At 68.4% G+C, this 25,397-nt stretch carries 23 protein-coding genes; 16 read left to right on the plus strand and 7 right to left on the minus strand.

The genetic code is table 11. The features are described from left to right. Window positions 1-130 precede the first annotated feature (130 nt). A complete protein-coding gene (locus tag F614_RS0103575) occupies window positions 131-760 on the plus strand; it encodes a class I SAM-dependent methyltransferase (protein WP_019558277.1) in 630 nt (209 codons plus the stop codon). A gap of 192 nt (window positions 761-952) precedes the next feature. Here the strand turns inward: F614_RS0103575 and F614_RS0103580 are convergent, their stop codons facing one another. From F614_RS0103580 to F614_RS0103590, 3 genes are all read right to left on the minus strand, one after another. After that, window positions 953-1,165 (minus strand): YjfB family protein, encoded by a 213-nt coding sequence (locus F614_RS0103580; RefSeq protein WP_018866450.1) that lies wholly within the window; start codon window positions 1,163-1,165, stop codon window positions 953-955. Between the two features lie 557 nt (window positions 1,166-1,722). Then, complete coding sequence (locus F614_RS0103585; protein ID WP_018866451.1) at window positions 1,723-2,361, minus strand: YceI family protein; 639 nt, start codon at window positions 2,359-2,361, stop codon at window positions 1,723-1,725. Continuing rightward, entirely contained in the window at window positions 2,354-3,130 is a 777-nt protein-coding gene (locus F614_RS0103590) for a CDP-alcohol phosphatidyltransferase family protein (protein ID WP_026329800.1), read from the minus strand. The genes F614_RS0103585 and F614_RS0103590 overlap by 8 nt, the downstream gene beginning before the upstream one ends. A 164-nt stretch (window positions 3,131-3,294) precedes the next feature. On the opposite strand from F614_RS0103590, the gene F614_RS0103595 reads away from it, so the two are divergent. From F614_RS0103595 to F614_RS0103615, 5 genes are all read left to right on the plus strand, one after another. Beyond that, window positions 3,295-4,296 (plus strand): zinc-binding alcohol dehydrogenase, encoded by a 1,002-nt coding sequence (locus tag F614_RS0103595; RefSeq protein WP_026329801.1) that lies wholly within the window; start codon window positions 3,295-3,297, stop codon window positions 4,294-4,296. 31 nt (window positions 4,297-4,327) lie between these two features. Next, entirely contained in the window at window positions 4,328-4,726 is a 399-nt protein-coding gene (locus F614_RS0103600) for a 6-carboxytetrahydropterin synthase (protein WP_018876148.1), read from the plus strand. A gap of 5 nt (window positions 4,727-4,731) precedes the next feature. Next, on the plus strand, window positions 4,732-5,784 hold the full coding sequence (locus tag F614_RS0103605; RefSeq protein ID WP_019558280.1) for a glycosyltransferase family 4 protein: 1,053 nt from the start codon (window positions 4,732-4,734) through the stop codon (window positions 5,782-5,784). Next, complete coding sequence (locus tag F614_RS0103610) at window positions 5,781-6,602, plus strand: hypothetical protein (RefSeq protein WP_018882277.1); 822 nt, start codon at window positions 5,781-5,783, stop codon at window positions 6,600-6,602. The genes F614_RS0103605 and F614_RS0103610 overlap by 4 nt, the downstream gene beginning before the upstream one ends. 96 nt (window positions 6,603-6,698) lie before the next feature. Beyond that, window positions 6,699-7,367 (plus strand): hypothetical protein, encoded by a 669-nt coding sequence (locus tag F614_RS0103615; protein WP_019558281.1) that lies wholly within the window; start codon window positions 6,699-6,701, stop codon window positions 7,365-7,367. Window positions 7,368-7,466: 99 nt separating this feature from the next. On the opposite strand, the gene F614_RS0103620 is transcribed toward F614_RS0103615, so the two are convergent. Beyond that, complete coding sequence (locus F614_RS0103620; protein ID WP_019558282.1) at window positions 7,467-8,846, minus strand: sigma-54-dependent Fis family transcriptional regulator; 1,380 nt, start codon at window positions 8,844-8,846, stop codon at window positions 7,467-7,469. A gap of 430 nt (window positions 8,847-9,276) precedes the next feature. Between F614_RS0103620 and F614_RS0103625 the strand changes: the two genes are divergently transcribed. The 10 genes from F614_RS0103625 (at window position 9,277) to F614_RS0103670 (ending at window position 21,036) form a co-directional block, all read left to right on the plus strand. Then, on the plus strand, window positions 9,277-10,485 hold the full coding sequence (locus F614_RS0103625) for an efflux RND transporter periplasmic adaptor subunit (RefSeq protein ID WP_018866459.1): 1,209 nt from the start codon (window positions 9,277-9,279) through the stop codon (window positions 10,483-10,485). 128 nt (window positions 10,486-10,613) lie between these two features. Further along, window positions 10,614-14,897 (plus strand): efflux RND transporter permease subunit, encoded by a 4,284-nt coding sequence (locus F614_RS0103630; protein ID WP_018877913.1) that lies wholly within the window; start codon window positions 10,614-10,616, stop codon window positions 14,895-14,897. 31 nt (window positions 14,898-14,928) lie between these two features. Further along, window positions 14,929-15,636 (plus strand): sulfur globule family protein, encoded by a 708-nt coding sequence (locus F614_RS0103635; RefSeq protein ID WP_018866461.1) that lies wholly within the window; start codon window positions 14,929-14,931, stop codon window positions 15,634-15,636. A gap of 596 nt (window positions 15,637-16,232) precedes the next feature. Next, window positions 16,233-16,664: a sulfur globule family protein gene (locus F614_RS0103640; protein ID WP_018866462.1), complete on the plus strand. Its 432-nt coding sequence runs from the start codon at window positions 16,233-16,235 to the stop codon at window positions 16,662-16,664. Between the two features lie 110 nt (window positions 16,665-16,774). Then, window positions 16,775-17,419 (plus strand): ParA family protein, encoded by a 645-nt coding sequence (locus F614_RS0103645; protein WP_019558283.1) that lies wholly within the window; start codon window positions 16,775-16,777, stop codon window positions 17,417-17,419. Window positions 17,420-17,473: 54 nt separating this feature from the next. After that, window positions 17,474-18,061 carry a DUF302 domain-containing protein gene (locus F614_RS0103650; RefSeq protein WP_018866464.1) on the plus strand — a complete coding sequence of 196 codons (588 nt, stop codon included), beginning with the start codon at window positions 17,474-17,476 and terminating at the stop codon, window positions 18,059-18,061. A gap of 42 nt (window positions 18,062-18,103) precedes the next feature. Then, window positions 18,104-18,625, plus strand: coding sequence for a hypothetical protein (locus F614_RS0103655; RefSeq protein WP_019558284.1), 522 nt, complete (start codon window positions 18,104-18,106; stop codon window positions 18,623-18,625). A gap of 27 nt (window positions 18,626-18,652) precedes the next feature. Further along, window positions 18,653-20,224: a dynamin family protein gene (locus F614_RS0103660; RefSeq protein WP_019558285.1), complete on the plus strand. Its 1,572-nt coding sequence runs from the start codon at window positions 18,653-18,655 to the stop codon at window positions 20,222-20,224. 99 nt (window positions 20,225-20,323) lie between these two features. Beyond that, window positions 20,324-20,470, plus strand: coding sequence for a hypothetical protein (locus tag F614_RS14885; protein ID WP_018866467.1), 147 nt, complete (start codon window positions 20,324-20,326; stop codon window positions 20,468-20,470). A 95-nt stretch (window positions 20,471-20,565) separates the two neighbouring features. Further along, on the plus strand, window positions 20,566-21,036 hold the full coding sequence (locus tag F614_RS0103670) for a DsrE/DsrF/DrsH-like family protein (protein WP_017941517.1): 471 nt from the start codon (window positions 20,566-20,568) through the stop codon (window positions 21,034-21,036). A 397-nt stretch (window positions 21,037-21,433) separates the two neighbouring features. Here the strand turns inward: F614_RS0103670 and F614_RS0103675 are convergent, their stop codons facing one another. From F614_RS0103675 to F614_RS0103685, 3 genes are all read right to left on the minus strand, one after another. Further along, window positions 21,434-23,236: a long-chain fatty acid--CoA ligase gene (locus F614_RS0103675; protein WP_019558286.1), complete on the minus strand. Its 1,803-nt coding sequence runs from the start codon at window positions 23,234-23,236 to the stop codon at window positions 21,434-21,436. A gap of 343 nt (window positions 23,237-23,579) precedes the next feature. Further along, a complete protein-coding gene (locus F614_RS0103680; RefSeq protein WP_196800206.1) occupies window positions 23,580-24,629 on the minus strand; it encodes a nickel/cobalt transporter in 1,050 nt (349 codons plus the stop codon). Window positions 24,630-24,758: 129 nt separating this feature from the next. Continuing rightward, window positions 24,759-25,394, minus strand: a complete 636-nt coding sequence (locus F614_RS0103685; RefSeq protein ID WP_018876162.1) for a DUF1007 family protein — start codon at window positions 25,392-25,394, stop codon at window positions 24,759-24,761. Window positions 25,395-25,397: the final 3 nt, after the last annotated feature.

A 25,397-nucleotide genomic window follows, 5' to 3' on the forward strand; every position in this document is an offset into this window, starting at 1 on the left:
CCGGCTGCCGTTGCCACGAGCCGATGATTTCCGCAACTTGTATAAGTGGACAGGGACTGTGGAAACAGGTTCCTGACAGTCGCCGAAAGAATGTGCTGGGCATCACATTTTCCTGTCCCCGGGAGTCTCGATGCGCGGTCTGGAACAGATCCCCTGGTTGTACGACGGCCTGATGGCCGGTGCCGAGTTGCTGGGCCTGCGGCGCTGGCGCCGGCGCCTGGTGGCGGGCGCGCACGGCCGGGTACTGGAGATCGGCTGCGGGACCGGGCGCGACCTGCCGCTGTACGCGGACCCGGAACGGGTCATCGGCATCGACCCGGACCTGGCGGCCTTGCGCCGGGCCCGCCGGCGGGCGCCATCCGTGCCGCTGGTGGTGGCGCGGGCCGAGACCCTGCCGTTTGCCGACGGCGCCTTCGATACCGTGGTCTCCGGTCTGGTGTTCTGCAGCGTGCAGGATCCGCCGCGGGCCCTCGGCGAGGTGCGCCGGGTGCTGGCGGAAGCGGGCGAGCTGCGCATGCTGGAGCATGTGCGTCACACGCGGCCGCTGCTGGCCCGCGCCCAGGACCGGGTGCAGCCGGCCTGGACCTGCATCACCGGCGGCTGTCACCCGAACCGCGATACCGAGGCCGCGGTGGAGCGCGCCGGCTTCTGCATCGACCCGGAAGACCGTGTGGCACGGGGCGTAATGCGGCGCTTCGCGGCGCGGGTCTGCCGCGCGTCCGCGGATGCCTCCGAGCGTAACGCCGGGGATGGGGGCTGAAGGGCAAGGGCCTTTGTTCACCACGAAGGGCACGAAGATACGAAGGAAGGGCAAGGGCGTGTAACCACAGAGGTCACGGAGGACACGGAGAAAGTCGATCGTTGCCGGAGCAGGGCGGGTGATGGCCCAGTCAAGAGAAGGCCCCGGGCATGGATGCGCCGGGGCCTTTCTGGGTGGACGGTCGGTAACGTGTCAGGCGGTCGTGTTGATGTTGGTGCCGACGTTGTCCGGCAGGCCCTGAGTGGCAGCCTGCATCTCGCCGATGTCGGGCATGGCCTGCAGCATCGACTGAGCCGCCATCTCTTGGGACTCCATCGCCTTCTTCTGCACGGCCACATCCTTCTGCATGGCCACCTGCTGCTGGCTGTTCTGCGTGGCCATCGCGGCAATCGCGCTTGCGTCCATCTCGTACTCCCGGTTCTGAATGTGCAGGCCCGTTGCACTCGATAGGGGGAACGGGCCTGCCCCCGGTGACGGCTGCATCCCCGCAGACTTGAGCCCCCGAATCGGATTTTTTTCAGAAGGTACCTGTTCTACGGGGCCATCGCCGTGCGTCCGGGCTCCCCGTCCTTCTCCATACCCTGGCTGGTTTGATCTGCCCTGGCCCTTCCTTCGTATCTTCGTGCCCTTCGTGGTGAACAGCGCCCTTGACCTTCAATGGGCGTTTCGCTCGCTTCGTCCGCGTCCTGTCTATTTCGGGGCGATCGCGACCCGCGCCTTCGGGGTGCGCCGTGACATGGGTGCCAGGGTCCGGAGATCCCGGCTCTTCGCTTCGCTGCGGCCGGGGTGACGGGGAGTGTTGCCCCGTGCCCCGCGATCACCCGTCAGCAACGTCGGCTCCAGCGCGTCGCCCTGTAGTCAGTCCTTCTCCGTGTCCTCTGTGCCCTCCGTGGTGCAATCCGCCCTGGCCCTTCTTCGTGCCTTCGTGTGCTTCGTGGTGAATACATTCAGTCGGCGGGGCGTTACTGGCGCTGGGCCTCGAACTCGATGATCAGTTCGACTTCGTCGCCGACGATGTCGCGGGTCAGGCCGTAGGTCATGCCGAAGTCGGAGCGGTTGAAGCTGCCGCGCATCGACGCACCGAGCACGTACGGCCGGCCGAACAGGCCGCCGAGCGGGAACGGGTAGCGCCCGACCTTGTTGATCGTCACGTCGAGGTGGATGGTGCGGGTCTCGCCCAGCAGCTCGAGCCCGCCGCTGAGGCGCCCGGTGTTCTCGCTGGTCGGCTCGTAGCGCGTGGCGGTAAAGCGCATCTCCGGGTATTCCTCGACGTTCAGGAAGTCCTCGTTGCGCAGGTGGTCGTCGCGCTCGGCGTGGTTGGTGAACACGCTGTCGGTCTGGATGACGAAATGGCCGTCGCCCAGCTCGCCCGTGTCGGGGTCGAAGACGAACTCGCCCTCGGCTTCCAGGAACATGCCCAGGACCTTGGCATAGCCGGCATGATCGACCAGGAAGCCGACCGCGAAGTGGTCGGGGTCGATGACCCAGCGGTCGGCATCGGCCAGGGCCTGCGCGGGCAGCGCCAGGGCCGTGGCCAGCAGGCCACCCAGCAGCAGGCGGCGCAGGCGGGCGGGGCGGCGGTTGTTGCGGGCGTCAGTCATGACACACCTCCGGTCGGTGGCGGTACAGCCAGTGGATATCCACGGCAAAGGACAGGCCCAGGGCCAGCAGGCCGGCCAGGGCGATGGTGATGGCGGCGGGTGCGGGCAGGCCGGGGATCAGGACCAGGAGCAGGACCACGGTCTGCAACACGCAGAGGGCCTGGCGGCGCCGGCTGGGCGGCAGTGGCGCGGCCAGCCAGGGCAGGGGGCGGGCGGCCAGCACGAAGGCGTAGCGCATCAGGCCGATCAGGATCACCCAGGGCCCCACCGCCGTCATCTGCCAGACGAGGACCGACAGGGCGAGGATCATGGCGGCGTCCAGCTCCATGTCGAAGCGGGCGCCGAACGCGGTGGCGCTGTCCGTGCGGCGCGCGACGGCCCCGTCCACCCCGTCCAGCACCAGTGCCAGGCCCGCGAGGGCGATCACCCACAGCGCCAGCACCGGCTCGTCCGGGGTAGGGGCGGCCAGGACCAGGCCGCCGAGCGGGGCGGTCAGGGCGGCGCGCAGGAGCGTGACCCGGTTGGCCGGGCCAGGGCCGCGCCCGGCGGGCGCCACTCCGGTCGCCGGGGTGCGGCTGGCGAGGATGGCACCCAGCACCAGCCAGAGCGTGACGAAACCGGCGACGGTTGGCAGGCCCGTGGGCGCGTGCCAAACCAGTGCACCGGTTACGGCGAGGCCGGCCAGGCCCGCGAGCAGCCAGTCGGTCGCCCAGACCCGCAGGCCGGCCTGCAGGCGCAACGGGAAAGGCTTGGCGGGGGAAGACTCCATGCGGGGATTGTAGCGCTCCGTTGGCGATCGTCCTGGGGGCGCGCGGGTGGCACGCCCTGGTCTTGCGACCATGCGGGGCACCGGGAGTTGCCGGTCGCTGCGCCCTTCGCCCAAACTGCACGGATGATCACGTGGCAGCGCACCCCGTTTCCGGGCCCCTCCCGGTGAGCACGGCCGACTCCGAACAGGCGTTCTGGGTCACCGGTCCGGGCACGGGCGCGTTGCGTCCGGAGGCACTGGCGGAGCCGGGCCCGGACGCGGTGCGGGTGCGCACGCAGTTCTCGGCGATCAGCCGCGGGACCGAGTCGCTGGTGTTCCACGGTCGGGTGCCGGAGAGCCAGTATCAGGCGATGCGCGCGCCGTTCCAGGCCGGCGAATTCCCGTGGCCTGTGAAGTACGGCTACATCAGCGTCGGCACCGTTGAGGCGGGTGGCGCGGCGCACGGGCTGGACGGGCAGCGAGTGTTCTGCCTGTATCCGCATCAAAGCGCCTACACGGTGCCGGCCGCCGCGGTGGTGCCGATACCGGATGCCGTGCCTTCGCGGCGCGCGGTGCTGGCGGCCAACATGGAGACGGCCATCAACGCGGTCTGGGACTTGCAGCCCGGTCCGGGGGATCGCCTCGCGGTGATCGGCGCCGGCGTGGTGGGCCTGCTGGTGGCCGGGTTGCTGCGGGCGATGCCGGGCGCCGAGGTCACGCTGATCGACCCCAATCCCGCCCGCGAACCCGTGGCGGCGGCGCTGGGATTGTCGCTCTGTACGCCGGAGGCGGCGCGGGGGAACCCGGAGCTGCAGGGGCTGGACGGGGTGGTGCATGCCAGCGGCAACCCGGCCGGGCTGGCGCAGGCCCTGGACCTGGCCGGGGTCGAGGCGCGGGTGGTGGAGATGAGCTGGTACGGCGACCAGCCGGTGCCGGCACCGCTGGGCGAGGCGTTCCATTCGCGGCGGCTTACGCTGCGCAGTTCACAGGTGGGCCGCATCCCGCCGGAGCGCGCGGCGCGCTGGGATTACCGTCGCCGCCTGGCGCTTGCATTGTCCCTGCTGGCCGATCCCGCACTCGACGCGCTGATCACTGGCGAGGATGCCTTCGCCAACCTGCCCGCGGCGATGGCCCGCGTCACGGGGCCCGAGGCCGCCCGCACCCTTTGCCACCGCGTCCGCTACTGATCTTTTATTTCTCAAGACGGGGAACCACCCGATGTACAGCCTGAACGTGCGTGACCACTTCATGATTGCCCACAGCTTCGCCGGCGAGACCTTTGGTCCGGCGCAGAAGCTGCACGGCGCGACCTACGTGGTCGATGTCACCTTCCGCCGCCGGGCGCTGGACGCGGACGGACTGGTGGTCGATATCGGCCGCGCCAGCGAGGTCGTAAAGGCCCTCCTGGCGGATCTCAATTACCAGAACCTGGACGAGCGCGAGGAGTTTCGCGGCCAGAACACGACCACCGAGTTTCTGGCCCACGCGCTGCACCAGCGCGTGGCAAGCGCCATCCATGCCGGCGAGCTGGGCGAGTCCGCGCGCGAGCTGGATGCGGTGTGCGTAACGCTGAACGAGTCGCATATTGCCTGGGCCAGCTACGAGGCCGCGCCCTGAGCGGAATGCGCGCGCTGGGTATCGTGGTCCCGGGTTCGCTGGACCAGCGTACCGGGGGGTATCGCTACGATGCGCGCATGGTCGCGGGTCTGCGGGCGCGAGGCTGGCGGGTCGCGGTCCACGAACTGGACGGTTGCTTCCCGGGGCCGGATCCCGAGGCTGCGGCGGCGCTGGATACCGCGCTTGCGGGCATTCCCGATGCCGGGGGTGTACTGCTGGATGGACTGGCGGCGGGGGCCTTTCCCGATGTGCTGGCCCGACATGCCGCGCGCTTGCGCCTGATCTACCTGCTGCATCATCCGCTGGGGTTGGAGACCGGCCTGGCGCCGGCGCGGTCGGAGGACCTGCTCGCGCGGGAGCGCGCTGCCCTCGGGCATGTGCAGGGTGTGGTCGCGACCAGTGCCTTTACCGCCGCGCAGGTGGCCGCCTGGGGCATGCCCCGGGAGCGGCTGCAGGCGATCCCGCCCGGCGTCGAGGCGCGCCCGCCCGCCACCGGTCCGGCGCCCGGCGCGCCGGCGCTGCTGCTCTGCGTGGGGACGGTGGTCCCGCGCAAGGGACAGCTGGAACTGGTGCAGGCCCTGGCCCGGCTTGAGGCCGAGAACTGGCGGGCGGTGCTGGTGGGCGCGCGCGACCGGGATGCGGCGTATGCCCGGCGGGTGGAGACGGCGATCGCGGCGGCCGGGCTGGAGGGCCGCATCGAATGGGCCGGCGAGTGCGACGATGCGATGCTGGAGGGCTGGTACGCGCAGGCGTCGGTGTTCGTCCTGCCCAGTGTCTACGAGGGTTTTGGCATGGCCTACACCGAGGCCATGGCCCGGGGACTTCCGGTGATCGGGACCACTGGTGGTGCGATCCCGGGGACCGTCCCCGAGGCGGCCGGACGTCTGGTGCCGCCGGGCGATAGCGAGGCGCTGGCTGGGGCCATCGAGGGATTGTTGCGCGACCCGCGGGGGCGCGAACGGATGGGCCAGGAGGCGCGCGCGGCCATGACGGAACGACCGGACTGGGACGGTGCGGTGGCCGCGCTGGAGCGAACGCTGGAGGACTGGCTGCGATGACCGAGACCTTCGACGCCGACTGGCTCGCCCTGCGCGAACCCGTGGATCACGCGGCGCGCCCGGACGCGCTGGTTGCGACACTGGGCGCGGTACTGGCCGGCCGGATGACGGGGGGTGCCCTGAGGGCCACCGATCTCGGCAGCGGGACCGGCTCCAACCTGCGCTATCTCGCGCCCCGGCTGCCGACCCCGCAACACTGGCGGCTGGTGGATCACGATAAGGGGTTGCTGCAGCGCGCGGCGGCCCCGGGCCCCGGGGTCGCGCTCGAGCGGCGGGTGACCGATCTGGCGGCGGGTCCGGCGGCGGCGCTCGCGGGGGACGAGACGCTGGTGACGGGGGCGGCGTTGCTGGATCTGGTGTCCGAAGCCTGGCTTGCCCGGCTGCTGGAGGGCTGTGCCCGCCAGGGGACGGCGGTCCTGTTCGCGCTGAGCTATGACGGGCGGATCCGCTGGTCAGATCCGCAGCCCCTGGATGCCGAGCTGGGGGATGCGGTGAATCGGCATCAGCGTTCGGACAAGGGCCTGGGGCCGGCGCTGGGCCCGACGGCCGCGTCGGTCTGCGCGGCCCGGCTCGAGGCGCACGGGTATCGCGTGGAAACGCGCGCGAGCGACTGGCGCCTGGATGCCGGGCAGGCGAAGCTGGGGGCGGCCCTGATCGACGGCTGGGTGGATGCGGCCTGCGAGGTCGTGCCGCACCGCGCGGCCGCGTTGCGGGCCTGGGGCGAGTCGCGGGCGCGTGCCCTTGCCCGGGGCGAGGTCGAGCTGGTGGTCGGTCACCAGGACGTGCTGGGATTGCCGCCGGCTTGGGCGCGCGGGTGAATCGCGGGGTTCGGCAGGAAATCCCGGTACCCGTTTCGCTGGACGTTGAACCCGTGCAGGATAGAATCGGACGGGGATAACCGGAAAAGGTGAGGCATGGAACAGGCAGATAAAAAGCAGAGAAGTTTCCTGAGTCGCTGGTGGATCCTGATCGTGATCGTACTGTGGCTGATCGCCTGGTCAGCGCGGGATGTGCTGGCGCCCAGCGCGGAGATGGTGCCGGAGGACGAAGATGTCGAGGCGGTGGCCGTGGCGGAGGATGACCCGGCGGCGGAGGCGCGCACCCCCGCGAGTCCGCCGCGCGAGGGCCGTCTGTCGGAGGGCGACATGGATCCGATGACCGGCGAGGCCTACGAGCGCGACGACGACACCGGCATGCATCGGCCGATTCCGGACCCGCGGGAGCAGCCGCGCACCACGGCCGACGGCGAGCCGGTGAGCGAGGAGCAGGTCGCGCGCCAGGTGCAGGAGGCGCTGGAGAACGGTCGCGCCGCGTACTGGAGTGACGGGCCGGAGGCTGCGGCTGCTGTCCTGCGGACCGCGCTGGCGGATATTCCGGCGACGGCCGCTCAGCGTGCCGACCTCTATGGCGAGCTGGGCAACGCCCTGTTTGCCGCGGGTGATGCCCGCGGGGCCATGCGGGCCTGGGACAGCGCCCTGGACCTGCTGCCCGCCAGCGAGCGACGCGTGATGGTCGAGCGCCTGGCGCCGGTGTATGACCGTCACCACCGGGACGGGGCGCGCCACCTGCGTCAGTTCCGCTAGTCGGTCCCGGGCCGCCGTGCCCGGGCGATCCAAAAAGGCCCCGGAGGTGTATATCTCCGGGGCCTTTTGTTGTGTGGATGCGCCGTGCGCGGTTGGCGCTCAGACCAACTGGTAGCGGTGCAGCTTGCGCCACAGGGTGCTGCGATCCATGCCGAGGGCGCGGGCGGTCTGTGAACGGTTTCCGGCATGGGCCACCAGCGCCTCGCGCAGGCGCCGCGCCTCGGGATGTTCGCTGGCCTGGGTGTCGTGGGCCCCATTGGAGCCAAAACCATTCGGCTCGGCATACCCATTGGTACGCGGTGCATGGATCGTGTCGCTCGTGTCTGCCTCCACCCGCACCGGCTCGGGGAGCGGGAAGTCATCCACCTGGCCATCGCGGGCGTGCAAGGTCAGGCATTCGAAGACGTTCTCCAGCTCGCGGAAGTTGCCCGGCCAGGGGTGGTCCTGCAGCTTCTCCTTCAGCCGGGGGGCAATGCGGATGCCGTGATGCACCTCGTAGGCCTGGAGCGTGGCCGCGAGATCACGGGGCCGATCGCGCAGCGGCGGGATCTCCACCGTCGCGACCGCCAGCCGGTAGAAAAGGTCGGTGCGGAATTCGCCGGCCTCCACTCGGCTGCGCAGATCCTGGTTCGACGCGGCGAGGATGCGCACATCCACCTGGCGGGTGGTGTTCTCCCCCACGCGTTCGAAGGCGCCGTCCTGCACCGCGCGCAGCAGCTTGGCCTGCAACCGCTGGCTCATCTCCCCGATCTCGTCGAGAAACAGCGTGCCGCCATCGGCGGACTCGAAGCGCCCGACACGGTCACTGACCGCGCCGGAGAAGGCGCCCCGGGTATGGCCGAAGAGCTCGGATTCCAGCAGTTCCTCGGGGATCGCCGCGCAGTTGATCTCCACAAACGGCGCCTCGGCGCGGCGGCTGGCCTGGTGGATGGCGCGGGCCAGGCGGGTCTTGCCGGTGCCGGATTCGCCCAGCAGCATCACGCGCACATCGCTGGCGGCGACCCGCCGCGCGAACTGCAGGGTGGGGCGGCAATGGGCGTCATGAGAGTGGAAGTGGCTGTCATCGAGTCCGTCCCGACCATCCTCGCTCACGGTCTCCACCGGGGTGGTGCGCCGGCGCTGCGGCTGCAGGGTGATCAGGCGCAGCGCGCGGGCGTCGTCGTTCAGGCGCAGGGGCTGGCTGATGACCTCCAGTGGCAGGGTCTCGTCCTCCAGTTCGGCCATCAGCGAGAAGTGCAGGGCGTGCGGGGTGCGGTTGGCGTCGGCGTCGTCGTCGCCGGCGGCGACGGCGGCCTCTTTCAGATGTGCCTCGAGATTCAGCGACCCGAGCTGGTCCAGGGTCAGGGGGGTATCCGGGGGGATTTGCAGGGTCTGGTGAAAGGCCGGGTTGGCGAACAGGACCCGGCCCCGGGTATCGCTGATGAGGTGTGGATCCCGACTGTGTCGGATGCAGATCTCGGCCAGTTCGGTTGTGGTCATCCCGCCTCCTTTTTCTTGTTGGAGGGGCCGGCGGCAGCGGGACGGTGTTGCAACACCCGGGGCCTCCTGCAACACCCGGGAATCCCCCGTTTCGCCAATCCCTGTCTCGGTTATAGCGCGAAACGGGGGTGTTGCAACAGGTATGCCCTGAATATCAGTAAATCAGAATCAAGTGATTGATTTATAAGAATGTCACAATACTGGCATATACGTTGCTTGTAGTTGGGCATGAGTTCTTCTACATACTGGGATATGGATACCCGCTTCGGTGGTCATCCGGCTGACACCGGTCGCCGGACCAGGCTCGTTGCCGTTTCCCCCGGCAGTCGGTCGGCTGCGGCCCATCGTTTGCCCGGGCCCCGGCGCGTGCAGGCGCGCAGGCCCGGTACCCCCTCTCTCATCGCGGCATTCGGCGCGAGGTAGGACGATCATGATTGCTCGAGTCTCCCGACGCCTTCTGGCTCGGACCCTGCTGGGTGCGGCACTGGCACTGCCTCTGTGGGGCCTGTCGGTGGTGCATGCCTCCGGCCCCGTCCTCACGGTGGAGCCGGATCAGGCGGCCACCCAGTCGGTCAGTGGCACGGTGATTCCCTTCCGCGAGGTCACGCTGACGGCGCAATCCTCCGGGCGCGTGGTCGACGTAGCCGGTGCCGAGGGCGACCGTTTCGAACAGGGAGCCGTGCTGGTGGCGATCAGCGATGACCGGCTGCGCGCCCAGCGCCAGGCGGCCGAGGCCGAGATGCGTACCGCCGAGGCTGCGATCCGCGAGGCCCAGATGCAGTACGGCCGCGAGATGATTTCGCCGCAGTCGCGCAACATCGGGCAGATGCCCGGCATGGGCGTGCCATCGATGTTCGACCAGATGTTTACCCAGCCGATGGGCCAGTTCATGGGCATGGGCGACCCCGCGCTGGACCGACGCACCGATCTCTACTCCCGCTACATCGGCGTGGACCAGGCCCAGGCGCGCTGGGAACAGGCCCGGGCCCGCGTGGCCGAGCTGGACGCCGCCATTCGCGACACCCGCTCCGAGGCCCCCTTTGACGGCCTGGTGATGCACAAGCACGTCGAAGAAGGCGACACCGTGCAGCCCGGGCAGCCGCTCGTCAGCTTCGGCCATGTCGAGTTCCTGCGCATCGAGGCCCAGGTGCCGGTGCGGCTGGTAAGCAGCCTGCAGGAAGACGACTACGTGCAGGTGCGGCTGGATACCGGCGACGAGGTGGAGGCCCGGGTCGCCCGGATCTTCCCCCTGGCCGATCCCCAGCGCCATACCGTGACCGTCAAGTTCGATCTGCCCCAGGGCGTGCGCGGCGGGCCGGGCATGCATGCGGCGGTGCATCTGCCGCAGGCCGGTACGCCGGGCAACCGCGTGGTGATCCCGCGTTCCGCCCTGATCCCGGGGGGCGCCTTGCCGCGTGTGGCCGTGCTGGACGGCGAGGGCCATGTGCGGGTGCGCATGGTGCGTCTTGGGGGGTCGCGCGGGGACCAGGTGGTAGTGACCTCCGGGCTGGAGCCGGGCATGCAGATTCTCGCGCGGCCGGATGCCGGCGTGCGCTCCGGCCAGCCGGTCGGTGGACGCTCTCCGGATGCGGGCGCCGGGCGCCGCGGGGGTGACGCCGATCCCTGGAGCCGCATGTAGGGACGCCTCTCCGGCCCAAAACCGGATTCACAGCACCGGCAGGCGCCCCTGGCAGGCGCACCGGTGGCAAGGCGCCGCCCCTGGCGGTGCCCGGGACGCCAGACCGACAACAGGACCGTTCAAGCTCGATGGCCGAAGACGACAGACAATCCGAGACCGGTTTCCGGCAGAAGCACGGCGACCCCGGCATTGCCGGGCGCATGGCGGCGGCGTTTATCCATTCGCCGCTGTCGCCGCTGCTGCTGCTGGCCAGTATCGCGATCGGCATCCTCGGCCTGATGGTGACGCCGCGCCAGGAGGATCCGCAGATCTCCGTGCCGATGGTGGACATCATGGTGTCCTACCCGGGCGTGCCGTCGGAGCAGGTGGCGAGCCTGGCGGCAAGGCCGCTGGAGCGGCTGATGAGCGAGCTCTCCGGTGTCGACAACGTCTACTCCGTATCGCATCGCGGCGAGGCGATGGTGACCGTGCAGTTCGATGTAGGCGAGGACATGGAGTCCTCGATCGTCAAGGTGCACGACAAGCTGTTTGCCAATCGTGACCTGATGCCGCCGGGTGTGAGCGAGCCGATGGTCAAGGCCAAGGGCGCGGATGATGTGCCGGTGGTGAACCTGACTTTCTGGTCGCACGAGGTGGATGATGCCCTGCTGCGCCAAATCGCGCTGGATGCGCAGCAACAGCTGAACGAGGTCCCCGATACCAGTCAGAGCTTCGTGGTCAGCGGGCGCGAGGAGCGCCTGCGCATCGAGGTGCAGCCGGAGCGCCTGGCCGGGTTCGATGTCAGTCTGGACCAGATCGCACAGGCCGTGCAGTCCGCGAACGTCGAGGGCGCCGCCGGACGCATCGAGAGCGATGGCCTGAGCACCGCGGTGTACACCGGGCGGTTCTTTACCGGGGCGGCGGATCTGGAGCAGCTGCTGGTGGCGGTCAGTGACGGTCAGCCGGTGTATCTGCGTGACGTGGCGGAGGTGACCTACGGACCGGGCGAGGTGGACCGCTTCGTGCGGCACTACTCCGGGCCGGCCGCCGTGGATCCGGACGCGGCGCCGGAGGGCGCGGCGGCGGTGACCCTGGCGATCGCCAAGAAGCCCGGCAGCAACGGCGTGACCGTGGCCAACAATGTCCTCGAACGTCTCGAACGCCTGAAGGGCAGTGTGATCCCGGACAACGTCGAGGTCGCGGTCTCGCGCGACTACGGCAAGACCGCCAACGAGAAGGTCAACGAACTGATCTTCAAGCTGTTCATCGCGACCTTCGCGGTGACCATCCTGGTCGGGCTGTTCCTCGGGATCCGCGCCGCGCTGGTGGTGCTGATCGTGATTCCGGTGGTGATCCTGTTCACCGTGTTCAGCGCCTGGGTCCTGGGCTATACCATCGATCGCGTCAGCCTGTTCGCGCTGATCTTCTCCATCGGCATCCTGGTGGACGATGCCATCGTGGTGGTGGAGAACATCTACCGACGCTGGCTGATGAAGCGCGGCATCGATACCGAGACCTCGGTAGATGCGGTGCGCGAGGTCGGCAATCCGACCATCCTGGCCACCTTCACCGTGATCGCGGCGCTGCTGCCGATGGGCTTCGTCTCCGGGATGATGGGCCCGTACATGCAGCCGATCCCGGTGCTGGGTTCGGTCGCCATGCTGTTCTCGCTGGTCGCGGCCTTTGTCTTTACCCCGTGGCTGACCCAGCGCCTGCGCCCCAGCATGGCCTACCTCGAAAAGGCCACCGACAAGGAACACCGCCAGGCCGAGAAGCTGGGTCGGTTCTATCGCATGGCGATCCCGGGACTGGCCGACAACCCCGTGCGCGGCTATGCCTTCCTGATCGGCGTGATCGTGATCTTCTTCCTGATGGTCAGCCTGTTCATGACCACCGATGTGCGCGTGAAGATGCTGCCGCTGGACAACAAGCCCGAGTTTCAGGTGGTGGTGAACTTCCCCGAGGGCACCGCCCTGACCGAGACCGCCACCCTGAGCCACGACATGGCACAGGTGCTGCGCGAGATGGACGAGGTGGTGGGCCTGCAGTCCTATGTTGGCACCGCGTCGCCGTTCAATTTCAACGGCCTGGTGCGCCACTACTACCTGCGTGACGAACCCTGGCAGGGGGATATCCAGGTGCAGCTGGTGGACAAGGGCGACCGCGGCCGCACCTCGCACGAGATCGCCACCGAGGCCCGCGAACGCCTGACCCCGCTGGCTCGCGCCGCCGGTGCGCGTATCCAGGTGGTCGAGATGCCGCCGGGCCCGCCGGTGCTGCAGTCGGTGGTGGCCGAGGTCTACGGCCCCGACGCGGCAACCCGCCGTGCGGTCGCCCGTGATCTGGAAGGCATGTTCGCCAATGCCGAGCACGTAGCGGACGTGGACAGCTTCCTGCAGGCGCCGCACGACGTCTGGCACTTTGATGTGGATCGTGACAAGGCCCTGCGCCGCGGCGTGACCGTCGAGACCATCAACCGCACCCTGGAGACCGCGATAGGCGGACAGATCCTGGGCGACGTGAAGGCGCAGTCGCTGGTTGAGCCGCACCTGATCGAGATGCGCCTGCCGATGGCCACGCGCAACGACATCCGGCAGCTGGAAATGCTGCCCGTGTTTACCCGGCAGGGCGGGTCCATCCCGCTGGCCGAGCTCGGCGAGTTTGTCCAGCGCCCGCAGGACGAGCCGATCTACCACAAGAACCTGCGTCCGGTGGAGTACGTGACCGGCGAGGTGGTCGGCCGCCTGGCCGCGCCGGTGTACGGGATGCTGGAGGTCCAGGAGCAGCTGGAGGACTACCGGCTTCCGGATGGCAGCCAGGTGCAGCCGCACTGGCTGGGACCGCCGCCGAATGACGATTCCACCGCGTTCGAGTGGGCCGGCGAGTGGACGGTGACCTACGAGACCTTCCGCGACATGGGCATCGCCTTCGCCATCGCGCTGATCCTGATCTACATGCTGGTGGTCTGGGAGTTCGGCAACTTCGTGCTGCCGGGCATCATCATGGCCCCGATCCCGCTGACCCTGATCGGGATCATCCCCGGCCACTGGCTGATGAACGCCGAGTTCACCGCCACTTCGATGATCGGCTTCATCGCACTCGCGGGCATCATCGTCCGAAACTCGATACTGCTGGTGGACTTCGGCCGCCAGGCGGTGGACGAGGGCCATGACGTGCGCGACGCGATGATCCTGGCCTGTCAGGCGCGTACCCGCCCGATCATTATCACCGCGCTGGCCCTGCTGGCCGGTTCCAGCGTGATCCTGTTCGATCCGATCTTCCAGGGCATGGCGATCTCACTGATGTTCGGCACCGTGGTGGCCACCCTGCTGACCCTGCTGGTAATCCCGCTGGGCTGCATCTCCGGGCGGCGTGCCTTCTGTCCGACCAGCCTGGACGAAAACGGCGAGGCGGCTGCGGTGTGCGCGAACGGTAATGGCAACGGCAACGGCAATGGCCATGGCGGTGGGACTACCCCGGCTCCGGGCGCGACCGCCGGCGCCGCCGCGGGCAACGACCTCTTCGGCCCGCGCGAGGGCGGGCCGGTCACCCAGGCGGTGCAGTACGCCGGCCTGTACCTCAAGTGCCTGGCCCTGGCCTTCCTCGAGGGCCTGCGCGATCTCGCGTTCGCCCTGTGGCGCCTGATCCGGTCCTTGCTGGAGCGCCGTCGCGACGGTGGCGGCGGGCCGGGCGGCCCGTCGGGCGGCGGCTCCACCCCGGGCTTCGGTAGCGGTCCGGCGAGTGGCGGGCCGTCGGACACGGGCTCCGGCCCGGCTGCGGGCAAGGCGCAGGACCGCCAATCGGCCGGTCCCGGGGATTCGGAGCCGGTCGCGCAGGCACCCCAACCGGCGGGTCGCCCGGAAGAGCCGGAGCCCGCCGCCGAGCCTCGGGGCACGGCGACCCCGCCGGCGGCCACCGACAACGCGGATGTGAAGGCCGAGGACGCGGCGCCTCCAAAGAAAGCGAAGTCCCGCGCCGGCGGGGCATCCCGCGCGGCGTCGGCGAAGGCGACGTCCGCGTCCGGCGCCACGGAATCGCGGTCTGCGAAGGGCGGCTCCAGCCGCGCGGCCGGCGCGGCCGGGAGCGGTGCCGCGGGTACGAAGACCGCGAAGAAGGCGTCCAGTGGCACGACGAAGACAGAGACAAAGGCCAAGACGCAGACCCAGGCCAGGACGACTAGCGGCGGCGCGGGTAGCCAGAGCAAAGGGCGTGCGAGCACGTCCGGCCAGGCCGCCAGCGGCCCCAAATCAAGTGGTGGCGCGGCGAACAAGCGCACGGCGCCGGCGTCCAACAAGAAGACCGGCGGAACCGCCAAATCCGCCTCGACCAGTAGCAAGACCGGCCGCAAGGAGAGCGGCACCACTCCCAAGGGGGGTGGCAAGTCGGGTACGCCCGGCAAGGGCCGCGCCCGGCGCGGGATTCGACTCAAATGATCACGCAAGCAAGACCTCAAGGAGGTTCCCGATGAAGAAGCGATTCAACACCCGAACGATCGGTACCACGCTGGCCAGCGCCGCTGTGGCATCCGTGCTGGCCCTGGGTGTGGCCCAGGCCGACGAGCAGCAGGGCTACGGCCAGGGTCCGGCGATGGGCCAGCAGGGTCCGGTGCCCGGTCCCTACGGTCACGCCCCCTATGGCCAGGGCATGGGCATGCATCCCGGCGGCGGGATGATGCAGCAACGCGAAGGCTCCGGTGACTTCAGCTTCGGCATGTCCGGGCGAGGCCATGGCCAGGGCTATGGCCGTGGCCATGGCGACGGGTACGGGCAGGGTTATGGTCGTGGCCATCAGGGTTACGGCCCCGGGTATGGCTACGGCCCCGGGTACGGCCAGGGCTACGGTCCCGGCCCGCAGCAGGGCGGCTTCGGCCATCCCGGGATGATGCAGCCGGGCTACGGCATGCAGCAGCGCCCGGGCTACGGCCAGATGCCGGAATTCGATCCGGACAACCTGCCGGAAGACATGCCGGAAGAGATGCGCGAGCGCATCCAGGCGCAGCATGCCGAGCGCCAGGAACGCATGGAAGAGATGCAGGCCATGCGCGAGGCACGCCAGAAGGCGATGGAGGCCGGCCGTGCCGCGTATGAAGAAGAGATGGAGCGCCAGCGCGAGCAACGCATGGAGATGATGCGCGAGCGTCGTGAAGCCATGGAAGAAGGTGGCGGCTACTGATCCGCGGATCAGTCATCGCAGATCGACGGGCACGCAGGCCCGTCGTAGTGGAAGCCAGACGGAGGCGGTTCGCCATGCAGGGCAGGCAGTCCGGTCAATCGAAACGCACGCGAGTCAGCACGATCCCGATGCTCGGGGTCGTGCTGGCTGCGGGGTTCCTTTTGCCGGTCGCCGACCTGGCGGCGAGTGATCGCCACAACCCCTGGGCCTCCGGTTCGCCGGAGGTACAGCGCTCGGCCCCGGAACGCCCGCGCGGGCGCTTCCCGGACCGCGACTACGACCCGTCCCGACGGGCCGAATCGCGGGATGCGCCGGGCCCGCCGCCGCATGCTCCGGGGTACCGGGGCTACGGGCCGCAAGGTCCTTACTGGGCGCCGGGTTCTCCGTCGTTCCACCCCCCTGGCGGGATGCCAGGAGGGTATCCATACGGATATCCGGGTTCGCCCGGGTATCCGGGAATGGGCGGGCCGTTTTCGGCCTTCCCCTGGGGGATGGGCGGTTTTCCGTTCCCCTGACCGGTAAGGCGCGTATTCGGGAAGCCCTCCCCGCGTGCGCGCATTCAAATTGAGGGCATGACTCCTTCAGGAGGTAGCACCATGAACAAGTTCGTCAAGGCAGCAGTTCTCGCCGTTTCCCTGGGTGGCCTGGCCGCCCCGATGATGGCCTCCGCCCAGTGGGGCGGCCCGGGTTACGGGTACGGTCCCGGCCATTACGGCCCCGGCTACGGCTATGGCCCCAGCATGCCCTTCTTCGGTGGCCCGGGCTATGGCCGCGGCCACGGTATGGGCGACATGATGAGCGACATGATGGGCGGGGGTGATTTCGACTTCTCCGCTCGCGGTCGCGGCCATGGCCACGGGTATGGTCACGGTTACGGCGACGGCTACGGCCGCGGTTATGGCCATGGATACGGCCATCCGGGTTACGGCTACGGTCCTGGCTATGGCTATGGTCCGGGCTACGGTCCGCAGGGCTGGGGTCCGCAGGGTCAGATGCCCCAGCAACAGCAGCAGGGTCAGGGCAACTAAGTCCATCCCGCTGTTCGGGCCTGCCCGTTTCGGGCAGGCCCTTTTTCCGGAGTGTTGCGGATTGACGGGCTGCACGCAGCCGTCAATCCGCAATGTTCCAAGGAGACGCCATGCAGACCGTCGTCGCCAATCTCAAGGGCGGTACCGGCAAGAGTACCGTGGCCTTCAATCTGGCCCTGTGGCTGCTGGAGGGGCGCCGCCGGGCCCTGACCGTGGACCTGGATCCCCAGCGCACCCTCAGCGACGTGCTGGAGGTGCGGCGGGAGGAGGGCTATGAACCGGCGCTGGATGCGGTGGAGGGCCTAGACGCGGCGCGTGTCCGCGCCGGTGAGTACGACGAGGTGCTGATCGATGTCGGCGCGTCGGACATGGCCTCGCTGATGGCGGCGGTGGAAGGGGCGGACCGCGTGCTGATCCCGGTGCCCCCCAGTCAGGCGGATGTCTGGTCAACGCATCGCTTTGTGCAAAGGATTCAGGAGCAGCGTGGATCCGGCGAACGCCCGGAGATCCTGGCGTTCATCAACCGCGCGGACACGCATCAGGCCGTGCGCGAGACCGACGAGACCTTCGAGGCGCTGCAGCAGATCGAGGGCGTGCGCCTGCTGAAGCCGCGACTGAAACAGCGCATGGCGTTCCGGCGCTCGTTCAGCGAGGGGCTGTCGGTGCGCGAACTGGAGCCGCGCGGCAAGGCCGCCGCCGAGCTGGATGCCCTGGCGGTGGCGCTGTTCGGACGGCGCCGCCGGAAAAAACAATAACGATTCGCACCCGGGGCTGCCGGGCTGCGGACGCGATGGAAGGAGGAGAGCTTCATGCGTTTCATCCGCAATGCACTGGTCGTGATCGGGCTCCTGGCGCTGATCGGCGTGGGGTATGCCATCTTCGCCTTCGAGCCCTACCTGAGCCAGGCACGCTCCCTGGACGCCCAGGCGCCCAAGGTCTATTCGCAGATGGCCCGGACGGTACTGGAGACGGGCGATGCCGCGGAGGCCATGGTCTACAAGCGTCAGGTGGACGAGGGGCTTGAAGTCGAGGACGTGGAGGATGTGCTGCGCCTTGTGGCCAACGAGCTGAATATTCGGAATGTCGGCGAGTTGCCCATGGGCGAAGAGGTCCGCAGCGTGACGGGCGAGGACTTCCCGTTCCTGAAGATCTACATGTTCTGCGATGTGGCCATCGCCGCGCAGATGGTACGGCACAGCCCGGCGATGGCGGCCTATATGCCCTGTCGGATCGTGCTGCAGGAGGATGCCGAGGGCAATCTGTGGCTGATGACCCTGGACCTGAACCCGATGATCCACGGGGGGCGGCCGTTGCCCGAGGATCTGCACGAGCAGGCGGTGTTTGTGAAGGAGTCACTTGAAGAGATCATCGATCGCGCTGCCGTTGGCGCCTTCTGACGGGGATGGCTCCCGTTTCCATGAAACAGCAAAGGGCGTTCAATGAGTGAAGAAAGTAGCAGCGAGTTTGCAGAGGTCCGTGACGAGGCCGACAAGGCGGATGCCCGTTCCCGGCGTCTGGAACTGATCGTCTACACCGCACTGGTGGCGTTCATCGTGCTGGCCATCTACGGCTTCTGGCTGATCACCAGTCTGACCCGGGATGTGGGCCAGCTCACCCAGGAGATCACCCAGATGACTCAGGTGATGGACCGCGACATGTCCACCATCGCGGGGCACATGGCGTCGATGGATCGGCAGATGACCGACATCAACAACACCATGCGGGTGATGAACGACGAGGTCGCGGTGATCGCCGGCAATACGCAGTCGATGGACGCCAACATCGGCTCCATGACAAGCGATACCCGCGTGATGGCGGGCTCGATCACGGGCATGCAGCAGGATATGTGGAGCCTGAATCGCAATGTGGGCGGCCCCATGGGTATGATGAACATGTTCAACCCATTCACCGATCAGGGCGGTCCGGTCCGGGGTTCGCCGGGACCTTATTACCCGCGCTGATCGCGCGTTTTGACTGACGGAGTCCGCATGTTCAATCGTCCTGGCCCTCGCGTGCGCAAGCAGCTCAAGCTGCTGAGCGACCGCCTTGCCGAAGAGAATCCGGTCCTGAAAGGCGTGGTCGATCCGTTCCGGGATCTGGACCGGGTCGGCTATGCGACCGGCCTCCTGGATCCCGCGGAGGATTCCTACGCCTTCACCATCTCCTGGTGGCCGATGATCGCCACGCTGGGCACCTTCTCCGCCGGCAAGTCCACGTTCATCAACGAGTACGTGGGCACGACGGTGCAGCGCAGTGGTTCGCAGGCGGTGGACGACAAGTTCACCGTGATCAGCTACGGCGGCAGCGAGCGCGTGCAGGAACTCCCGGGGCTGGCTCTGGACGGCGATCCGCGCTTCCCGTTCTATCGGGTGTCCGACGAGATCGAGCGGATTACCGACGGCGGCGGGCGCACGGTGGACCACTTCCTGGCGATGAAGACCGCGCGCTCGGAACGTCTGCGCGGGCGCATCATCATCGACTCCCCCGGCTTCGATGCCGACGAGCAGCGCGCGACCATCCTGCAGCTGACCGATCACATCATCGACCTGTCCGATCTGGTGCTGGTGTTCTTCGACGCCCGCCACCCGGAACCGGGCGCGATGCGCGACACCCTGGAGCACCTGGTCAACCGCGTCGCCGAGCGCAACGACTTCACCAAGCTGGTGTTCATCCTCAACCAGATCGACACCACCTGGCGCGAGGACAACCTGGAGGAGGTCGTCTCCGCCTGGCAGCGGGCCGTGGTGCGCCAGGGCAACGCGACCGGGCGCTTCTACTGCCTGTACAACGAGAGCGCGGCGGTGGAGATCGGCGATCCGCAGGTGCGCGAGCGCTACGAGGAGAAGTCCCGCCGCGATCGCGAGGAGATCCACGCCAAGATCCAGGAGATCAGCTCCTCGCGCTCCTACCGCATCCTGGGCTCGCTGCAGGCCATCGCCGAATCCATCGAGATGGACGCCCTGCCGGCCCTGAAGAAGGCGCTGGAGAAGTGGCGCCGCCGGGTGGTGCAGTTTGATGCCGGGATGTTCGCCGTGGTCGCGGTGCTTTTGGGCCTGATCGGGTACCAGTCGGCAGGGGGCATCGCGCCCTGGACCGACGGGAGCGTCTGGCAGGCCATGGGCGAGCGTCCGATGATGACGGGCTTCGGGCTCGTCGTGCTGGCGATCGTGCTGGGCGGCATCCACTTCTTCAACCGCCGCTGGCTGGCACGGCGCATCGCGCGGACCCTGCCGACCGAGACCGCCGCCGGGAACTGGCGCGCGGCGTTCGAGAAGAACACGCGCCCCTGGCAGCCGATGATGGGACGGGCGCCACTGGGCCTGGGGCGCCGCATGATCAGCCGCCTGCATCAGCTGCGCGACCGCGCCGAGGCCTATATCCAGCGCCTGAACAATCAGTTCGTGGATGCCAGCCCGGTCTCGCGGCAGGGCGGGCGTGCCTCGGCCACCGATGTTTACCATCCCAGGGAGCCGGAAGCCCCGGCCCCGGAACCGACGCCGGGCACGGATGCGCCCCGCGATTACGCCGAGCCGGAGGTGCCGGAGAAGCGCCAGGGGTAGGAGGTCGAGTGCCTCCTCCTCGCGTGATGGCTCGCAACCACAAGCAAGGCGACCAACCGATGCGGCTTCTGGCCGCAAACGTTGTGCAGGAGGAGAACGATGACCATACTGGCGTGGCTCATGTTTGCGCTGGCCATGATTCTGGTGCCCATCTCGGTATGGGCCAGCATGGCGGCGCTGGGGGTTTGTGCCGGATGTGCACTGATTCGCGACTGGCGCAGGGGGCGTCAGGCGTCGGGGCAGTGAGCCGGATAGACCAAGGGCTTTAACCAACTGGGGACGGATCGCGCAGGGGGCTGTGGCGGGTCCGGTTCCTGTTACCAATGGAGGAGAGAGTAAAGATGAGTGATCAGAAGAAAATGGCCATTATTGCCACCAAGGGCAGCCTGGACTGGGGCTATCCCCCGTTCATCCTGGCCTCCACCGCGGCTGCACTGGGCTATGACTGCGAGGTGTTTTTCACCTTCTATGGTCTGCAACTGCTGCGCAAGAAGCTGGATCTGCAGGTGACCTCGCTGGGCAACCCGGGCATGCCCATGCCGATGCCCATGCCGGTGATGCTGCAGGCCCTGCCGGGCATGCAGAAGATGATGACCGTGATGATGAAGAAGAAGATGGCGGCCAAGGGCGTCTCTGATCTGGGCGACCTGCGCGAGCTGTGCCTGGAGGCCGAGGTGCGCATGATTGCCTGCCAGATGACGGTGGACCTGTTCGACATGGACACCAGCGAATTCATCGACGGCGTGGAATACGCCGGGGCCGCGGCGTTCTTCGAGTTCGCCGGCGAGTCCGACATCTGCCTGTTCATCTGAACCGGCGGCGCGCCTGACGCGCCCTCAAGGCCCCGCAGCCCCGGCTGCGGGGCCTTTTTCGTTTTCGGGCTTCATGCCGCAGCTGAAAGGACATTTTCACCACGAAGCGCACGAAGGCACGAAGAAGGGCCAGGGCGATTGAACCACGGAGAGCACGGAGTGCACTGAGAACACTGTAGTTGTTCGGGTGCTCAGGGTGCGTTGATCACAGCGAACCGCATCGCGGCCGGTTCGCTCCATAGGATGGACGCGCTGGGATGCTGGTCATCGGCGTCCTGCCCACCCAGGAAGGGATTTCTCCGTGCCCTCTGTGTCCTCCGTGGTAGAAACGCTTTCGACCTTGACCGTGACCTTCTTCGTGCCTTCGTGCGCTTCGTGGTGAATATAGAAAGGGATCCTAGTCGTGGCCGGCGTACATGGCCTCGATGGCGTCGGCGTAGTGCTGGGAGATGACCGGGCGCTTGAGCTTCATGGTCGGGGTCAGCATGCCGTTGTCCACCGACCAGGGTTCATGCACTACGTGCACGTGGCGGATCTTGGCGTAGCCGGGAAAGTCGCGCAGCTGGTATTGAATCCGCTGCAGCAGGGCGCGTTCGGCGGAGCGCGGCAGCCGCCCGGAGGCGCCGGGGTCAAGGCCCTGGTCCTCGGCGAAGGTGGTCCAGGCCTCGGGCTCGGGGACAACCAGGGCGGTCAGGAAGGCGTGGCTGTCCCCCACGACCATGACCTGGTCGAACAGGGCGTCCAGGGCGATGGCCATTTCCATGTCCGCCGGCGGGACCTTCTCGCCGTTGGTGAGCACGAGGATGTCCTTCAGTCGTCCCGTTATAAAAATGTGCCCATCGTCGTCGATCCGGGCTTGGTCCCCGCTGTGCAGCCAGCGATCCTCGTCGATCGTGCTGGCAGTAGCCTCCTCGTTCTTCCAGTAGCCGAGCATCACGCAGCTGGAACGGGTGAGCAGCTCGTCCATCTCGCCGATCTTGACCTCGATGCCGGGCAGCGGCTTGCCGATGGAGGCGGGCAGGTTGTCGTCCGGGGTATTCACGCTGACCACCGGGCTGGATTCGGTCATGCCATAGCCGTGCAGCACCGGCAGGCCGAGACCGATGAAGAACCGGGCGATCGGCGGCGGCAGGGGCGCGCCGCCGCAGACCGCGAAGCGCAGTTTGCCGCCCAGGCGGTCCAGGACCTTGTGCGCGACGAGGCGCTCCAGCAGCGGCCACATCAGGAAGCCGGGTGACCAGGACGCGCGCCCTTGCTGATATTCGAAGCGGCGCCAGCCGATGGCCACGGTGGCCTTGAACAGCCCGCGACCCAGCGCGGATTTCTGTTTCAGGCCGGCCTGGATGCGGCCATGTACGCGTTCGTAGATGCGCGGAACCGAGATCAGCACGGTCGGCTGGACCGACATCAGGTCTTCGCCCAGCCCCTGGATGGAGCGGGCGAACGCGACCTCGGCACCGATCAGCATCGGCATGTAGTAGCCGCCGGTGCGCTCCAGCATGTGCGACAGCGGCAGGAAGGACAGGAAGCGGTCGGCATCCGACAGCGGGCCGGCAGTGGCGGAGGCGCAGGCGTTGTCGAGGATGTTGCGGTGCGACAGCATCACGCCCTTGGGCCGGCCGGTGGTGCCGGAGGTGAACACAATGGTGGCCAGGGCCAGCGGGTCGAGGTCCGGGCGGTGTACACGCTCGGGGTCGCCGCGCTCCAGCCAGCTCTCGAGGTCCATCACCCGCTCGTCTTCGGGTTGGCCGTCGGTGTGGCCCAGGCAGACGATGCGCTTGAGCGAGGGCATGTTCGCGAAGTGTTCGGACAGGCGGCGACTGTGCGCGCTCTCGCCCAGCAGGAGCAGGCGTGCCTGGGTCTGGCCGATGATGTAGGCGACGTTGTCCGGGCGGTCATCGGTGTACAGCGGGACGGTGATCAGCCCCAGTTCGGTGGCGGCCTGGTCGAAGGCGACCCACTCGCGCGAGTTGCCGAGCATCAGCGCGACGCGTTCGCCGGGCTTGAAGCCCTCGCGCGCCAGCGCTGCCTGCCAGCGATCGACCATCGCGGCCATCTCGCTCCAGGTCGTCTGCTTCCAGGTCTCGTCGGCGGCGCTGAAGTGACGATAGGCCGGCGCATCCGGGCTCATGGACACGCGGGTGCGGAACAGCGCGGGCAGGGTCGGGGCCTGTTCCGGGGTGATGGTGGTCGACGGCATGGCGTCCTCGCAAGCGGGGTTCGGTTGTCCCGGACGTTAGAGGACGCACGCGGGCGGGGCAAGCCCGGTGACTTCAGCGAATCCCCAGGGATACACTGATCGATGTACACGCTCGCGCTCGAGTCGCTTTTGCGTGCGAACAAGGCGCGGTGACTGCCGTGCAGTCAATCTGCACAAGGGAGCCGCAACGCCGTGCGCGCGCAAAAGAGGCCGAGCCCCTTCGGGGTTGGCACCCCAGGTTCCCCGATCCTGCGTTGCGGCCCTTGCCGGTAGAACCACTACCGGCTGCGCACCGCGCCTTGTCTCGGAAAACCTGGGGTGCCAACGCGAGGGTGTACATCGATCAGTGTATCCCTAAGGGATGGGCAACGGGCTGGTAGGCGATTGCGCCCAGTACCAGGCTGAGACCGATCAGGGCGATGACACCGCCACCGGCCAGGCCCAGGGCCGGGCCGATGTAGGTCAGCCGGCCCATGCGGGTCGGGCCCAGCCAGCGCCGGGTCCAGTCGCGTGCCGAAACGGCGAGGGTCGCCAGCACGGAGACGGTGGCGGCGGTCCCCAGGGACATCGCGAGCACGGCCGCCACGCCGGCCCAGGCCAGTCCCAGCGCGGCGGAGACCGCCATGATCAGCACGGCGCCGGAACAGGGGCGGATGCCGACGGCCAGCACGGTACCCCACCAGGTGCCGCGGTGGTTGGGGTCTACGTGGTGCGGGGTCCCGCAGCCACAGTGGGCGTCATGTTCATGTCCATGGGTATGGCCATGCTCGTGGTCGTGTCCATGGACGGGCGCGGCCCGATGCGCGCGATGCAGCCGCCACGCGTGACGCAGGGCGCGCGCCATCAGCCACAGCCCGAGCAGCGCGACCAGGGCGAAGCTGGCGATCTCCAGGGTGCGCACCTGGCCCAGGGTGTCCCGCGCCAGCCAGCCGAACAGGCCGATCAGCACGCCGACCAGTACGATGGCGGTGACGCCCTGTGCCAGCGCCGAGACGGTGGACAGCAGGATGCCGCGGCGGAGATTCTGGGGCTGGGTCAGCAGGTAGGCGCTGATGACGGCCTTGCCGTGGCCGGGGCCGGCGGCATGGAAGATCCCGTACAGCAGGCTGACCAGGATCAGCGCCCCGGCGGTGTGCGCGGTGGGTCCGTCGCGCAGGGCGTGCAGGCCTTCGGTCAGGCTGCGGTGCAGCTGGCGCTGGGTCTGCAGCATCCAGCCGGTCAGGCGTTCCAGGGCGCCGGGCGGTTCGGCCAGCGGCGCCGGGGCGTCGAGGCGGTCCGGGGGCGTCGGGGCCGCGCGCTCGGCGGGCGCCTCGGTGGGGGCGCCCAGTGGGTGGCCGGTCTCGGCCTGTGCGAGGCCCGGACCGCTGAACAGCAGGCACAACGCGAGCAGCATCAGCAGGCTCGGGAAGGCGGACTCCAGCAGATGCCGGATTCGATGCGTTACCTGGTCCATAACGTTACTGTATAACACACGAGCGGTCGGGTGGTGTGTGCGCCGTCCGGTTGTGAAGCGGCATCCCCCTCAGTCGCATTCCAGCGTGGCGGTCTCCGCGAAGTGGCGTCCGAGGTTGTCGACCGGGCTGCGATCCTGGCGTTCCAGGGTCGCGGCGTAGCGGATCAGCTGCGGGTCGGGCCGCGGTTCGTCGATCGTCACCGCGCAGCCGGGCCGGTTCTCTACGAAGACGATGTCCTCCGGGTCGTGAAGGATCTCGATCCAGTACTCGGGATCGAACACGCGGTAGCTGAAGCGGTCCCCGGCCGTGATGTCGAGGCCCTCCAGCGGCAGCTCGAAGCGCAGGTGCAGGCGGCGGTCCTCCAGGGTCAGACGGGCGTTGCGCGCCGGCGGGACGTCCAGGTCGCGCTCGCCGGCGCTCAGTTCGGTGAAGTAGTCATGCCCGGCCAGGTTCTCGCGCATCCGTTGGGCGGCGTGCTCCAGGGCCGTGTCAATGTCGGTGTCCCCGTCGAGCTGGCCGGTCAGGTCCTCCAGCAGCATGTGGCTGTAGGTGGGGTCGATGCGCCAGGACTGCTCCATGCGTAGCAGCTCGCCGGCCTCGTTGAAGACCAGTCCCACGCGCAGGTCGATCCAGGCATGCGGGTGGGCGAGCACCCCGGTGGGCAGCAGGCCCAGGATCAGCACGAACCAGGGGCGGATACGCATCGG

This window comes from Thioalkalivibrio sp. ALE12, assembly GCF_000381105.1.
In the GTDB taxonomy this organism is placed as follows: Bacteria; Pseudomonadota; Gammaproteobacteria; order Ectothiorhodospirales; family Ectothiorhodospiraceae; genus Thioalkalivibrio.